Raw genomic sequence first — 13863 nt, 5'->3', positions numbered from 1 at the left:
TGTCGGGAAAACAAAAGAGTTTTGGAAAAACCGGCCTGAACAGGACTTATTTCATAATAGAATACAAGTGATTTTACTCATTCCGGTATCCGTGTAAGAAAGTACTATGACGTCCAAGGCATTTGCGGCAGCTCCAAGCGCTAGGCAAGACACAGCGTCGAGCGCTATGCCGAACCCTACGCCGAGCGCTGTGCCGAACTCTGCCACCACCTTCCGCCCAGGCTTCCTGCCCTCGCTGGAGGGGCTGCGCGCTGTGGCTTCGATGGGCATCATCGGTACTCACGTCGCATTCCAGACCGGGCATGATGTGGGAGCCCTGTGGGAACGCGTCCTCGGCCGCTTCGACTTCTTCGTGGCTGTTTTCTTCGTGCTGTCCGGATTCCTGTTGTGGCGTTCTCACCGCTCGGGTTATGGCGGAATCCCCCGTCGTAAAGCATTGGCCGATGCCGACGGCGGACGGAAGAAGAGCTGGGCGAAGTACTACAAGAAGCGCGTCGCGCGCATTATGCCTGCGTATTGGGTGCTGGTGCTTATTGTGCTCATCGCACTGCCGGTGGGGCGTGGCGCGGATCTCAAGATTTGGCTGACAAACCTGACGCTGACACAGGTGTATTTCTCCGGCTCTCTGCACGGTGGGTTGACGCACCTGTGGTCATTGTCGGTGGAGGTCGCGTTCTACATCGCGCTGCCGCTGTTTGCCATCGGGCTTAGCCGGTTGGACCCGCATTGCCAGCAGGGGCGCCGCATAGTGGCAATTTCCCTGCTCGCAATCTTGAGCTTTGGCTGGCCCTACCTGCCACTGCCGTACCCAGAAGGCGTTAACCCGCATATTCAGCCGATTGCATACTTTTCCTGGTTCGCAGCTGGCATGATTCTCGCCGAGCTGGAATCGCTCCAGGGCGTCGATACCGATGCTGCCCGCGCGAGGGTGGAAACCATGCAGCGCTGGGCTCGCCGCCGCCCACTGTGGCTGGCGATCGCCGTTGGTGCGCTGGTCCTGGCTTCCTACCTGGGGCCCGAAGGGCTAGTCGAGCTCACCAACTGGGAATTCACCCGCCGTCTGCTGTGTGGGCTGGTCTTCGGTGCCGCCATCATCGGCCCCTGGACGATGGCGCCGGAGTCGCGCTTCCTCGAACACCCCATCATACAGGCGCTGGGGCGCTGGTCGTACGGCATCTTCCTCTGGCACGTGGCGATGCTCTCCATCGCATTCCCGCTGCTTGGTGTGAAGCTATTTACCGGCCATCTGCTCAGTGTCACCATTGTTACGGTCGCACTGTCGATTCCAGTGGCCGCCGCCTCCTACGCGCTCGTCGAGGAACCTGCCCGCCGCTTCTTCGCACGCGTCTGGGTCAACCGCTAACAGCTCTTAATCAGCGGTGTTGTCGGTGTCGTCGACGTCGCTGTCGGTGTCGTTATCAGCACCGCCACCGGAAAGCATCGAGCAGCACGCCACAATCGTCAGCGCCGCCGTCACCAGTAACTGAAGCGGCCAGTCGGCACCGGCGTAGTCATCCTTCGGCCACGGGTTCGCCGCCAGCACCAAGCCCGCAATCGACATCGTCGCAGCAAGTGTCACATTTAGGGCGTTTCGCACGTTCAGCCATGGCTTGACGACGTCCCCACGCTTCCGTGCCCAGAAAACCGCACCAAGGGTAGCGGCAACCACCACGAGGGCAACGACCACGCCAGGCCAGCTGGATACCAGTGTCACTGTCGCGGCAGCCGCAATGCCAATAGCCGTCCGCGGCAAGTCATTGCTCAGCGAAGATGCGGGAATCGGGGAGGTGAGAGCGAAGCGTCGCCAAGCGAAAGCCAGCCCCACAGTGACCAGTGCGTACACGGTTGCGAGTGCGCCGCCTGCCAAGATGCCAGTACGCCAGGTCTGCTGCGGTGGGTAGGTCAGCTCGACCGCACCACCAATACCGGCCGGAATCGTCCAACCCTGCTGCCAACCAGAGACCGTTACCGGCTTCATGGCGGCGCCTCCGACACGGAGCTCATGGCCAGCATTGACAGAGATTGGCAACCACGCGATGCGATCGTGGTCGGCAGCGTCAATGGGATTGTTCAGATCGATTGGCGTCACTTTCTGCTGCTCAGCTGACGGCGCGAAGTAGTCAGTCGAGGTGAGCGACACCCAATCGGACTTGGCATCGATGCGCCATGGCCCCGGTGAGAGCTCAATCTCTTCATCGCAGGTCAGCTCGCGGTGATCAGAGCCGTCACCGCGCTGGAGGCTGGCCCACGGGGCTCCGATGCTGCTGCGGCAGGTATCAGCATCGACCTTTACCTTTACCGGCTTTGGAACGGTGAACAGGCGCACCAGCGTGCCCTCGTGAATCTCCTGGCCGAAGACCCAACGCTGAGCCAGCGACGAGGAATTCGGCACCACCGGGACACGAACCGGCGTGAGGTCCTCCGCTATATCCTCGGTGGAAAACTCTGTATCTTCATCGGAATCGGGGCTGCTGGATTCGAATGCGTCGAAGCCAGTGTCCCGCTGTGGAATCACCAGGCCTAGCTCGGAGATAGCAAAGCCTACAGGAGCAATCTTCGCTGTGATGAGCACAGATGTGGTCTTGCCTCCGGGCAGTGGAATACGAGTCGTCTCACCCGGGACCAACTGTACGGAGCTCGAAGCCGTATCAGTCTGGATGCGCAGTTGCACTGGAACGCGAGCACCGGTCAGGCTGAGCACTGCGTTATCGGTCGGTTCCTTCCACGACAGTTTGACCCATTCAGCCTGGCTCTTGCCCGCCAAGGGTTCCCACCAGGTGGAGGTGTCGCCGTCGAGCATTGCGTTGACCGAGTGGTCAGCCGATGCACCACCGACGTTGTATGGCTCAGAGGCCGACGACGAAACCTCAATTGTGGCGCGACCCGTTGCTGTCTGCGTCAGTGGCAGTCCCACGACGGGGTAGTCCGGAACGAGGTTGCGGACATATGAGTCCTCGTCTTCGGCCAGGATTGCTGACTCCGCACCGACGACTTCACCATAGTTGCGGCCGCGGCGGGCGGGTGTGTCGGTGACAGTGCCGGCATCCTTGCCAGACAGGATGCGCACCGGAGCATCGGAATCGACTTCGTCAAGCCGCGGGAGCACTTCGGGGCCGCCGGCGACCAGCGGCACCTGGGTAGTGTCCACCAACCGCGGTGAAAGTGCGTGATTGCGCAGCTCCTTCGGGCCCGCACCCCAAATCTGGATAGCGGTATGGCCGTCCTCGTCCGCGAACTCCGCCACCTTTTCCATGGTCGGGGAGTCCTGCAGCGTGGAAGTGATGGCGCGCAGCGAATCGCCCCTCGAGGTAACTCTCAAGTCATGGCGGACCAGCACGTAGCCGATACCGTTGTTGCGCAGGGTGGCATCCAGTGCCGGTACCTCACGGCCCCGAGTCAGTGAATTGCGCAGACCATCGAGGCCGCGAATCGCCTCTGGGGGCACTAGCGGCACCGTATCGCGGACGGCCCAGGGCACGTCGGCAAGCGGCTGGAGCGGTTCGTCGCGAGTATTGCCCCATGTCTGATCAGCAAACGGCGATGACGGCACCACCAGCGTGCGGGTGTCCTCGCCCTGCTTATTCAGCCAGTCGGCCGCTTCGTGCCAGTAGCCCGGAACCTCGGAAAAACCGCCTGCCGGAGCGAGACGGGCGCTCCACGCAGGTGCGGTGGCACTGGCGATAACCACCAGAACCAGCATCGATGCGATAGCGCGCGGGTGCTTCTCAGGGTGCAGCCACTGCTGCCAGCCAGTGGCTGCTGAATCGCTCGCCGTCTCGTTCTTGTGCTCGTTCGCCGGCTCTCGCCACGGCCATGGCAGCTGGGCTGTCGCATGAGCGAAGCCGATAACAAGCGGCAGGCGCACAATAGTGTCGAATTTGTGCAGATTGCGTACTGCTGCGAGCGTGGAATCCAGCACCTCTCGAGCCGATTCCCACACCAGCCCGAATGGCTCCGTCCAGGCCGCCACGATGACAAGCCCGATGAGCAGCATCATCAGCCACATTCGACGCAGCGGCAGTGAGCGCATGACCAAGCCAAGCAGGCCAATCGCCGCCACAGCCAGAGTGGCGTAAATGAGAATGGGCTCCGCGACCAGCGCATTTCCGCCCACTCGCTCGAAAGAGACAAACGGGGTCCACGAAGTGGAGCCGCGGAGCGTCTCGCCGAGACTCAACCAACGAGTGGTCACGCCGGAGGACTCGATGTAGTCCGTAAACGGTGGTGAGTACTTGCCCAGCAGCAGTAGTGGCACAATCCACCACATGCTGACCGCTGCACACGCAGCCAGCCAACCGCCGAGCATCGCCCACGCACGCCCGCGGCGAGGCCCCGTAAAAGCGAAGAAGAGCAGCATCAGACCTGCGGGGATGCAAGCCGCAGCTGTACTGACCGCATTGACCGCGCCAGTGCACAGTACCGCTAGACCGGACAGCAATACGGCACGGGCAGTCGCACGCCAGGGCAGTTCCTCGCGCCGGGCCGCGACCCGCAGGAGCGGAAGCAGAATCCACGGTGCCAGCGCTACGGGCCAGGTCTCGGACGAAATCGCGCCCAACGTCGTAATCACTCGCGGCGACAACGCGTACAACAACGCTGCCAGTACGCGAGAGGTATGCGTGCCGACGCCTATAGCTTCGGCCACGCGATATGCGCCGGTAAAAGCCAAGCAGAGAGTAAGACTCCACCACAGCGCCTGGATTAGCCAGCCGGGCGCTAGAACATCGGGCAGCAAACTAAACAGTGCGAAGAATGCACCTTGTGGAAAGAGATAGCCATATGCCTGGTTTTGAAGCTGTCCCAGAGGCATGGTGTCTGACCACATGTTGAGCGAGGCGGACAAAAACCCGATGGGGTCTTCCGTCAGGTCGTGCTTTGTGTCAGCGACAGTCTTGCCGGGGGACTGGATGAATGCCAGCAGGCACAGCAAAACCCACCAAGGTACAAGCACGCGCTTACGCGCTCGAACAAAGGTGGGCATAGCTTTAAAGGAGGGTTAGCGTTAAAGACTTAACGCTGACCGTACTCGACACCGCCAAGCAGAGCGTCATCGGTGGAAACAGCCTGTGCTTCCGGAATTCGGTCTTCGGTCAGAGCCTGGCCGATGCCGAAGATAGCGGCACCACCGAGAAGGGCGCCAATGAGCGCCGAGGCCAGGGCAGGGCCAACGCTACGACGCTGCTCGGAATCAGTTTCGTATGCCATGTTGAGGACTCCTCGTGTGCATTAAGTCAATACTGTTTATAAAACTACACTCTGTGACATCTGTAAACCAGTGAAACAGCTGGGAATCTCTCCCTGCCTTGAACTTTGGGTGGTTTCAGCGGTCATTGAGTTTTCTTAGTTGAGAGATTAACCCATTTTCTATCGGCTAAGTAAGTTTTTAAAAATTTTCTAGAAATTATTCCTTTTCCCCCGGAACGACGAGGACCGGGCGGCCAGCATTCTTCAGCAACGCGTCAGAGGTCGAGGCGGTAAACAGACCACGCAATCCAGTCACACCGCGAGTGCCGGAGATAATCACGCCCGCATCGAGGTCGTGAGCTGCATCGACGATGGCCGACCAGATAGTAGTTTCGGTCTCTACCAAGTAAGGCTCGGCGACGAAGCCGGCCTCAGCGGCAATCTGCACACCCTCACGGCAAATACGAACAGCCTCGTCGTGTGCCGGATCGCCGTCTTCAGTAGTGGCATCCCAGTCGGGCTGCATCATGCCGGAGGCGCCAGCAGTGCGAGCAGCAGCACGCTGTAGAGGCTCCCAGGCAGTCAGAATGTAGGCCTTCTTAACGCGCAGCAGTTTTCCGGCGTAGGCCAGCGCCCGCTTGGCTTCGTCGGAGCCGTCATAGGCAATGAGCATGGAATCAGAAATCGGTTCAACCATTTTCAGTTCAATCCTTACGTCAGAGATAGCCGAAAGACTGTCAATAGATACAGAAAAAGAGATGTCGCTGTAGTCCAGGATAGGACAACAGCGACATTCAGCACGCTAGTTTTTAAGCTTCCCCGAACCAGCCGGCTTGGGTCGGCTAGAGAGTCCTTAGCAGGAAGCGGTAACGTCCATTGTTATGGCAATAGAAGAAAAACCAGGGCAACCACAGCCAAAGGCCGCTGGGTCCTCGAAGAATGCCATCGCGCTCAGCGTTCCCGTTCTTGTTATCGCCGTAATCGTCGCGGCGCTGAATTTGCGCCCGAGTATTGCGTCAATCGGTCCGGTGCTCGATCAGCTCCTATCCGACCTTGGCGCTTCCTCCGCCTTTGGTGGTTTGATTACAGCGATTCCGGGGCTCGCATTTTTCGCGATTGGGTTGTCCGCGGTTTCCGTCGGCAAGCGAATGGGCTTAAGCGGTGCACTCACACTGTCTGCGACGTTGCTATTCGTCGGCCTTGCGGTGCGCCCGTGGGTGAGCAGCATCTGGCTATTCCTTCTGTTTACGGCGTTGTCGGTTGCGGGTATTGCGCTGGGAAATGTGCTGCTACCTGCGTGGATTAAGGTGCACGGCGGCCGTCATACGGTCGTGCTGATGATGCTGTATTCCAGCATGCTCGCCCTCGGTGGCGGCCTGGGGCCGGCGACGGCGTTTTTGATTAGCGATTCACCCGAAGCGTCCGCAGGCAGTATCGACATGTGGCGCTGGGCGATTGCCGTATGGGCGATCACCGCCTTTGTTCAGCTCGTTGTGTGGTTGCCGCTGCGTGCGCGCATTGGATTCGACTACCCGAAGGCGCCGGTCAGCTCTTCGGCAAATACACCAATCTGGAAGTCGCCGACAGCCATTGCACTGGCGGTCTTCTTCGGCGTGCAGTCTATGAACGCCTACGTTCTCATGGGCTGGATGCCGAAAATGCTTATCGACGCTGGCATCAGCGTCAGCGTAGCCACCGCAGCATCCATGCTCGTCCAAGGGTTGGGCATCATCGGTGGTCTGCTGATGCCGCCGCTGATTGCACGGCTTCGTACCATGTCCTACGTCGCTTTTAGTCTCGGCTGTCTTTTCTTCCTCGGCTATCTGTTGATGATTCTTATCGACCAGCGAGGAGCGGCGGAAACTGGTGCGGGATACGCTATCGGCGCTGCGTTCCTGCTGGGTGTGGGTGGTTTTTGTTTCCCCATGGCTATCGCGCTGATTCCGGGCCGCACGCGCAGCCATGAGCTGACCGCGCGGTTGTCCGGCTTCGTGCAGCCAATCGGCTACATTTTCTCCGCAGTCGGGCCATTCCTGGTGGGCGTGGCCGCCGGAACGACGGAAACGTGGACACCTATTCTGGTCGTACTGCTTGGTACTACGGTCGTGCTTGCAGTGCTTGGGCTGGCTGTCGGTCGGCCAACGTACATTGATGACGAACTGGCCGACCGAGGTATCGGTGAAAAGAAGCCGGGGCGTATTCAGCTCGACTGAATTTAGGGGAGTCAGCTCCACTGTTTTTGGGCGCGGGCCAATTTAGCTTTGAAACTATGACAAAGAAAAAGAATTTAATCGCGCTGGCCTGGAGTTTTATTCTCGGACTGCTGTTCATTCCGGGTTTGATTGCCTCTGTTGTGCTTCTGCCGTGGATTCCGCTCATCGGCCGAGGTGCCGATTGGCTCTCTCGCTGGGCAGCATCGTGGTCCGGCACCCCGATTGCCAACCGCGTGATCAATCGTTGGTTCGACATCCGTAACTTCGTCAACCTACTCGTCCAATTGGTCATTGGGTTCGTCACCTTTACAGCGTGGGTCGGCGGTGGTTTTACTGTCGGAGTGCTCTTCGCTGCACCTTTCCTGGTTGACGAACTGGAGTTTTTCAGCTGGACTCTGACGGATCCAACACAGAAGATTACTGTTGCCTGGGTTTTCGCAATCCTCTTTTTGGTGCTGACCATCGCCATCAACCTCGGTGCCGGCCTGCTGTCCATTTGGCTCTCTCGCGTCATCCTCGCACCATCCAGCGAAGAAGTTACCCAATCCCGCGACGTGCTCATTGACTCCTTCTCAGGCGAGCGCCGTCGCATTGAGCGCGAGCTTCACGACGGTCCACAGCAACACCTGACCGCCTTGAAACTCAACATTGCCGCTGCTCGCATGGGTAAGACTGAAGAAGATGTAGCCGAGGCACTCTCCGCCGCCGACCGCAATGCAACGCAGGCTCTTGCACAGCTGCGCTCCGTGGTGCTTGGCATTGCCCCGCCGGTACTGTTTGAAAACGGACTGGTCGCTGCCGTGAGGGAGCTGGCAGCGCACTCCGGAATGCAGGTGTCCGTCCGTGAAAATGGTGTTTCCGACTTCGGGCCAATTGATGAAACCACAGCTCTGCTCGCCTACCACTGCGCAGCGGAGGGGCTGACCAACGCCACCAAGAATGGCCATGCCGATCGAGCTGATATCACTCTCGCGGTTCAGACTCCGAAGAGGGCGCTCGTGTCTCATCCGGGTACGCTTACGGTCACTGTGCGCGACAACGGTGAAGGTCTGATGGAACCATCGGGGGCGGACGCTGTAGACGTCGTAAAGCATGGCACGGGAACCGGCATTGCGGGCCTGCGCGAACGGGCGGCAGCGCTCGGTGGCACCGTGTCGCTCACCAACGCCGACGGTGGTGCCGAATTGCGGTTGGAACTGCCAGTTCGCCAAGGAAGGACACGATGAAAATACTGCTGGCAGAGGACTCCGTACTCCTGCGCGAGGGGCTGACCGGCCTGCTGCGGGCGCTGGGGCACGAGGTCGTCGCCGTCGGCGATGCGGATCAGCTGCTCGCCACCGCCGAAGAGCAAGCGTTCGATGTCATCGTCACCGATGTCCGGATGCCGCCGAGCATGCGTGACGACGGCCTGGTCGCGGTATCCACATTGCGTCAGAGCAACCCCAACCAGCCAGTTGTCGTGCTCAGCCAATACGTGGCGGCCAGTTACCTGGATCGCCTGCTGCAGCATGGTGGCTTTGGGTACTTGCTGAAAGAACGTGTCTCGGATGTCGAGCACTTTGTCTCAGCACTGGAAGAGGTGCGTGGCGGAGGTACCGTGGTTGACCCTGAAGTGGTCGCGACGCTGCTTACTGCAAAGCAGTACGGTATCGCCACGCTGACTCCGCGTGAGCGCGAAGTGCTCAATCTGATGGCGCAGGGGCTCAGTAATAAGGAAATGGAAAAACGCCTGGTGCTAACCGCTGGTGCAGTGAGTAAGCATGTGGCGAATGTGTTTTTAAAGCTCGGCTTCCAGCCGGAGGATAGCAACCGTCGTGTTAAAGCAGTGTTGCGGTGGCTGAGATACACTGCGCCGTCGCCGTCGTCGTAAACCGCGACCACGTAAAAGCCCCACGCCAACTCCTCCGAAACGGGAGTCGGCGTGGGGATTATGGGTAATTGGTGCTACTCGGATATAAGAAAGGCGAGGGTGGAAGCCTCGTCATCGACGAGACGCAGGCTCCGACCGTGCGGTTGATCTACCAGCTGTTCCTTGATGGGATAGCGATCAGTGAGATTAAAACCGAGCTCGCTGCCCGCAAGATTCTCACCCCGCGCGGGAAAGAAGTGTGGTCAACCTCGACAGTGTGCTCCATCCTGTCCAACGAAAAATACAAGGACGACGCCCTGCTGCAAAAGACGTTCACCACCGATTTCCTTACTAAGAAGATGAAGGTCAACGAAGGCGAAGTACCCCAATACTATGTATCAGGTAATCATGAGCCGATTACCGAACCGCGTATCTGGGATCAGATGCAATACGAACTCGCCACCAGGCATGGCAACATATAGTCAGCGAAAGTCGGGTTGTTCTCCACCCGGCTGGAATGTGCTCGGTGTGGGGCGTGGTATGGGCGTAAAACGTGGGCGTCGAACACGAAATGCAAAGACGCAGTTTGGCAATGCAACCATAAATACACAGACGAACATCCCTGCAGCAGCGCGACGGTGAAAGACGAGCAGATCGAAGCGCTGATTGCGGAAAACCAGCGGTGTGCGCTCGACCAGGACGCCTGCCAATCCGCGTACGCCGAACTCGATACTACCTACCGTAAGACGCTCGCACGTAGAACAAGCCTGGAAAAAGATATCGCAGCGAACACCGCCAAGCACGCCGCCATCACCACAACCCTGAATGATCTGACAGGGGAACCTGTGAGCGAGTTTCACCCCGCACAATGGAGCGCACTTATCGACCACGCCATTGTCACCGAGGACGCGATCCGGTTCGTGTTCCGCACCGGTGAACAGGTGAGGATTGCCCTGAAAGGGTGATGTTCGTATCAGTTGACGTGCACGGTTAGGTACACCTCCCAGAAATAAAGTAAGGTTACCCTTATCTAATAAGGATGGTGTTTGCGTGAACGATAGTGTAATGGATCAGGTTGTTGAAGGCGAGTATGAGTCGGCGAAGGAAAAATCTGTCGCTGGCCAGAACGCGATCCGTCAGCTATCGCAGCCGGTGAAAGGCAAACTGTTTATCGCGCAGGTTTTAGCTTTTCTCTCTGGTGTGTTGGCTATCGCACCCTATGTGGCTTTGGTGGAGCTGGGAGCTGCGCTGATGCAAGACCGGGTGGACCCGGCGCGGGTGAACTGGATCGTGATGCTCCTCGTCAGCGCATACATGGCCCGGTTGACCTTATATTTTGTTGCGTTGGGCGTGACGCATTTTATTGACCTGTCGTTGCGTAATCAAATGCGCCGCCAGATTGCCGCCCGCATGTCGACTGCTCCGCTGTCGTGGTTTACCCGCGAGGGTGAGGGGAAGATCCGCAAGACCATTCAGGATGATACGGCCACGGTGCACACAGTGATCGCGCACGGGCCGATTGAGAAACTGAACGCGATCGTATCCCCGCTCGCCTTGTTGGCCTATGCGTTCGTGGTGGATTGGCGGCTCGCTCTGCTGTCGATCGCGACGATTCCGGTTTATGTGGGCATGTATGGCATGTCGATGCGTGGGATGAATGAGAAGACCGCGGAAATGGACACCAAGCTCGCTCAGGTTTCGGCAACGATGGCCGAGTTCGTTGCCGGTATCTCAGTGGTGAAAGCGTTCGGCAAGGTCGGCCAAGCACATAAAGCCTATTTAGATGCAGCTAACGAGTTTTCTAAGTTCTACCGGGCATGGTGCATGCCGCTGGTGTCGATGTCGGTCGCCTCATTTTCGTGGGTGTCGATCCCGGTGTTGTTGATCGTGAACCTTGGCGGTGGCGCGTTGATGATGAACGCCGGTTGGGTGAGCATCTACGAGGTGATAACGACCACGTTGATCGCCTTGGTGTTGCCGGGAGCGTTGATGGCAGTCGCAACCATCGCCTGGTCGTACCAGCTCGCAGGGTCTGCGGCAGTACGGCTGGTGAACGTCATGGAGCTACCGGCATTGCCTCAGCCAGATATGCCGCAGACGCCAAAGGGTCATGATATCGAGATTCGGGGTGTGTCGTATGCCTATGACGAGACCCAAGCGTTAGACGAAGTGAGCCTGAGCATTCCGGCAGGCACGGTGACCGCGCTGGTTGGCCCGTCGGGCGCGGGAAAGTCGACGTTGGCGAGTTTGATTGCCCGCTTCGATGATCCAGATGCTGGCACGATCACTATTGGCGGGGTTGATCTAAAGAGCATTTCCCAGGATGTGTTGTATTCGACGGTCGCATTTGTCCTGCAAGATGCACAGCTTATTCGCGACACCATTCGAAACAACATCGCTCTTGGCGCGCCAGACGCAACCTTGGATCAGGTGCGGCAGGCGGCGCGGGCGGCGCAGATCGATGAGTTCATCATGAGCCTGCCAGATGGTTACGACACTGTGTTGGGTGAGGATACCCACGTTTCGGGCGGGCAGGCAGCCCGTATCGCGATCGCCCGGGCGCTCATGGTTGATGCCCCAGTGTTGGTGTTGGACGAGGCGACGGCGATGGCGGACCCGGAATCGGAATCGAAAATCCAACAAGCTCTCTCGACTCTTGCCAAAGGCAGAACCGTGATTGTGATCGCCCACCGACTGGCCTCGATCAGAGGGGCAGACCAAATCGTCGTCATGGAACGCGGGCGCATTGCTGTGGTCGGTAAACACGACGAGCTGTTGGGTAATGCGCACTATCAGGCACTTCTTGCCCAAGGTGCATGCGAGGAGATGACACGATGAATCAACTATTGCTGCCACGCTTTAAGCGTTTGATGGAACCCGCCTCGTGGCGAGACCTCTCGGTCGGTCAAGCGTGGGGTGCGGTCTCAGGACTGTGTCACGGCTTTGCCCTGCTGACTTTGCTTCCCGCAGCAAGTGCCCTAGCGACCGGAATGCCGGTGTGGGGGCTGTCGTTTTGGGGCTGGCTCATCGCCTTGGCGGTAATCGCGATGCTGGGCGTGGGCACGGAGTTTTATGGCATGCGCACCGGCTATATCGGCGCGCTCGGGTTCATTCACGACGTACACCAAGCGGTCGGCAACAAGGTAGCCCGCCTACCGTTGGGAGTGTTTGATTCGGGTAGTTCTGGACGGCTGTCGCGCATGGTCACCCAGGAAATGATGAACTTGGGCGAGTCGGCGGCACATTTCATTTTCTCCCTCGTCCAAAAACTCTCAGCCGTGCTGGTGATCACTGTGGGCACGTGGTTCTGGGATTGGCGACTGGGACTGACCTTGACGATCGCCTTCCCGATCATGCTCGCCTTCCTTCATATCTCCCGTGTGCTTCTCGATAAGGGCAAACAGGTTTCCGAACCAGCAGAATCGGAGCTGGCGGCTCGCATGGTCGAATTCTCCACCTGCCAAGGCGCGCTGCGCTCCTGCCATGTCGCCGACGACTACCCGGCCCTTGATCGGGCATTCAAACAGGCTGACCGCAAAAGCCGCAAAGCATTGTGGATCGAAACATTAGCGAACCTGATAAACGGAATGTTCGTCCAAGCCCTTGTCGTGGTAATGATTTGGCTGACCGCCCAACTCGCCCTCGGCGGGCAGATGAATGCGTTGAACGCTGTGGTCACCATCGGCATGTGCCTGCGGTTCACCACCATGCTCCAAGACATCGGTGGCTGCATGACCGGGCTGGAAGAACGCCGCCAGCAGATGAACCACGTCGACAAGGTCATGGACGCTCCCGAACTGTCCGAACCTGTCACCTCCACACCGGTGAGCGCTCCTGGTGATGTTCGCTTCGATGATGTGACCTTCGGCTACGATCCGGACACCCCGGTTCTCCGTGATTTTTCCTTCCATGTCCCGCAAGGCGGCATGTGTGCCCTGGTTGGTCCATCTGGGTGCGGGAAGACGACGATCGCCCGGTTGGTTGCACGTTTCTGGGATGTGCAGTCCGGCAGCGTGCGCGTTGGCGGGGTTGATGTGCGTGAGCAGACCACCGAAGATTTGATGCGCCAGATATCCCTGGTCTTCCAAGACGTCTACTTATTCAATGACACGCTTGAGGCCAACATTCGCCTTGGCAACCCAGAAGCTACCGATGAAGAAATCAGGTGGGCCGCTGACCTGTCGGGCGTGACGGAAATCGTCAACCGCCTCCCAGATGGCTGGAATTCATTGGCGGGCGCTGGCGGGCGTGCACTGTCAGGTGGGGAACGCCAACGAGTGTCCATCGCTCGCGCCTTGGTGAAGAAGGCCCCGATCGTGCTGTTCGATGAGGCCACCAGCGCGTTGGATGCGGAAAATGAAGCCAACATTGTTGCGGCGATGAACGAGCTACGCAAGCACTCCACACTGATCGTGATCGCCCACAAACTTGAAACCATTCGCCAAGCTGACCAAATCATTGTGCTCTCCCACGGTGGGCGTATCGCCCAGCGCGGGCCTCACGACGAGCTGGTCAACCAGCCGGGTCAATACCGCGATTTCTGGCAAGAGCGCATCAACGCAGGCGGATGGCAACTCGTCTAAACACAGCGCATATCAGCACATAAAAGGAAAAACT

Annotated in this window: 11 protein-coding genes; 8 read left to right on the top strand and 3 right to left on the bottom strand. The window is 58.8% G+C overall.

The genetic code is table 11. The features are described 5' to 3' along the window. Positions 1–166 precede the first annotated feature (166 nt). Positions 167–1363, top strand: a complete 1197-nt coding sequence (locus QKE19_RS09820) for an acyltransferase (RefSeq protein WP_347890893.1) — start codon at positions 167–169, stop codon at positions 1361–1363. A 6-nt stretch (positions 1364–1369) separates the two neighbouring features. Here QKE19_RS09820 and QKE19_RS09815 read toward each other — a convergent pair whose 3' ends face one another. From QKE19_RS09815 to QKE19_RS09805, 3 genes are all read right to left on the bottom strand, one after another. Next, on the bottom strand, positions 1370–4981 hold the full coding sequence (locus QKE19_RS09815) for an alpha-(1->3)-arabinofuranosyltransferase family protein (protein WP_347890892.1): 3612 nt from the start codon (positions 4979–4981) through the stop codon (positions 1370–1372). Between the two features lie 29 nt (positions 4982–5010). After that, the gene (locus tag QKE19_RS09810; protein WP_005510537.1) at positions 5011–5205 is read right to left on the bottom strand and encodes a DUF2613 domain-containing protein; all 195 of its coding nucleotides are present in this window, start codon (positions 5203–5205) and stop codon (positions 5011–5013) included. A gap of 196 nt (positions 5206–5401) precedes the next feature. Next, entirely contained in the window at positions 5402–5881 is a 480-nt protein-coding gene (locus QKE19_RS09805) for a universal stress protein (protein ID WP_005510532.1), read from the bottom strand. A 184-nt stretch (positions 5882–6065) separates the two neighbouring features. Here QKE19_RS09805 and QKE19_RS09800 point away from each other — a divergent pair, with 184 nt between their 5' ends. The 7 genes from QKE19_RS09800 (at position 6066) to QKE19_RS09770 (ending at position 13829) form a co-directional block, all read left to right on the top strand. After that, the gene (locus QKE19_RS09800; protein ID WP_347890890.1) at positions 6066–7397 is read left to right on the top strand and encodes an MFS transporter; all 1332 of its coding nucleotides are present in this window, start codon (positions 6066–6068) and stop codon (positions 7395–7397) included. 56 nt (positions 7398–7453) lie between these two features. Continuing rightward, positions 7454–8623, top strand: coding sequence for a histidine kinase (locus tag QKE19_RS09795; RefSeq protein ID WP_347890889.1), 1170 nt, complete (start codon positions 7454–7456; stop codon positions 8621–8623). After that, positions 8620–9267 (top strand): response regulator transcription factor, encoded by a 648-nt coding sequence (locus QKE19_RS09790; RefSeq protein WP_347890888.1) that lies wholly within the window; start codon positions 8620–8622, stop codon positions 9265–9267. The genes QKE19_RS09795 and QKE19_RS09790 overlap by 4 nt, the downstream gene beginning before the upstream one ends. A 71-nt stretch (positions 9268–9338) precedes the next feature. Beyond that, the gene (locus QKE19_RS09785; RefSeq protein ID WP_070429408.1) at positions 9339–9728 is read left to right on the top strand and encodes a recombinase family protein; all 390 of its coding nucleotides are present in this window, start codon (positions 9339–9341) and stop codon (positions 9726–9728) included. A 15-nt stretch (positions 9729–9743) separates the two neighbouring features. Continuing rightward, positions 9744–10211: a recombinase zinc beta ribbon domain-containing protein gene (locus QKE19_RS09780; RefSeq protein ID WP_224433374.1), complete on the top strand. Its 468-nt coding sequence runs from the start codon at positions 9744–9746 to the stop codon at positions 10209–10211. Positions 10212–10296: 85 nt separating this feature from the next. Next, positions 10297–12084, top strand: coding sequence for an ABC transporter ATP-binding protein (locus QKE19_RS09775; protein WP_149420783.1), 1788 nt, complete (start codon positions 10297–10299; stop codon positions 12082–12084). Continuing rightward, positions 12081–13829: an ABC transporter ATP-binding protein gene (locus tag QKE19_RS09770; protein ID WP_070851435.1), complete on the top strand. Its 1749-nt coding sequence runs from the start codon at positions 12081–12083 to the stop codon at positions 13827–13829. The genes QKE19_RS09775 and QKE19_RS09770 overlap by 4 nt, the downstream gene beginning before the upstream one ends. Positions 13830–13863: the final 34 nt, after the last annotated feature.

The sequence above is a fragment of the Corynebacterium sp. c8Ua_99 genome, assembly GCF_039907185.1.
GTDB lineage: Bacteria > Actinomycetota > Actinomycetes > Mycobacteriales > Mycobacteriaceae > Corynebacterium > Corynebacterium jeikeium_D.
Note: the sequence above shows the minus strand (reverse complement) of the source record. Positions and strands in the feature narration are given on the sequence as shown.

What these genes read in the sequence shown, in the direction of transcription:
- QKE19_RS09820 (WP_347890893.1), top strand. Translation starts at nt 167, where the DNA reads ATGCCGAACCCTACGCCGAGCGCTGTGCCGAACTCTGCCACCACCTTC.
- QKE19_RS09815 (WP_347890892.1), bottom strand. Translation starts at nt 4,981, where the DNA reads ATGCCCACCTTTGTTCGAGCGCGTAAGCGCGTGCTTGTACCTTGGTGG.
- QKE19_RS09810 (WP_005510537.1), bottom strand. Translation starts at nt 5,205, where the DNA reads ATGGCATACGAAACTGATTCCGAGCAGCGTCGTAGCGTTGGCCCTGCC.
- QKE19_RS09805 (WP_005510532.1), bottom strand. Translation starts at nt 5,881, where the DNA reads ATGGTTGAACCGATTTCTGATTCCATGCTCATTGCCTATGACGGCTCC.
- QKE19_RS09800 (WP_347890890.1), top strand. Translation starts at nt 6,066, where the DNA reads ATGGCAATAGAAGAAAAACCAGGGCAACCACAGCCAAAGGCCGCTGGG.
- QKE19_RS09795 (WP_347890889.1), top strand. Translation starts at nt 7,454, where the DNA reads ATGACAAAGAAAAAGAATTTAATCGCGCTGGCCTGGAGTTTTATTCTC.
- QKE19_RS09790 (WP_347890888.1), top strand. Translation starts at nt 8,620, where the DNA reads ATGAAAATACTGCTGGCAGAGGACTCCGTACTCCTGCGCGAGGGGCTG.
- QKE19_RS09770 (WP_070851435.1), top strand. Translation starts at nt 12,081, where the DNA reads ATGAATCAACTATTGCTGCCACGCTTTAAGCGTTTGATGGAACCCGCC.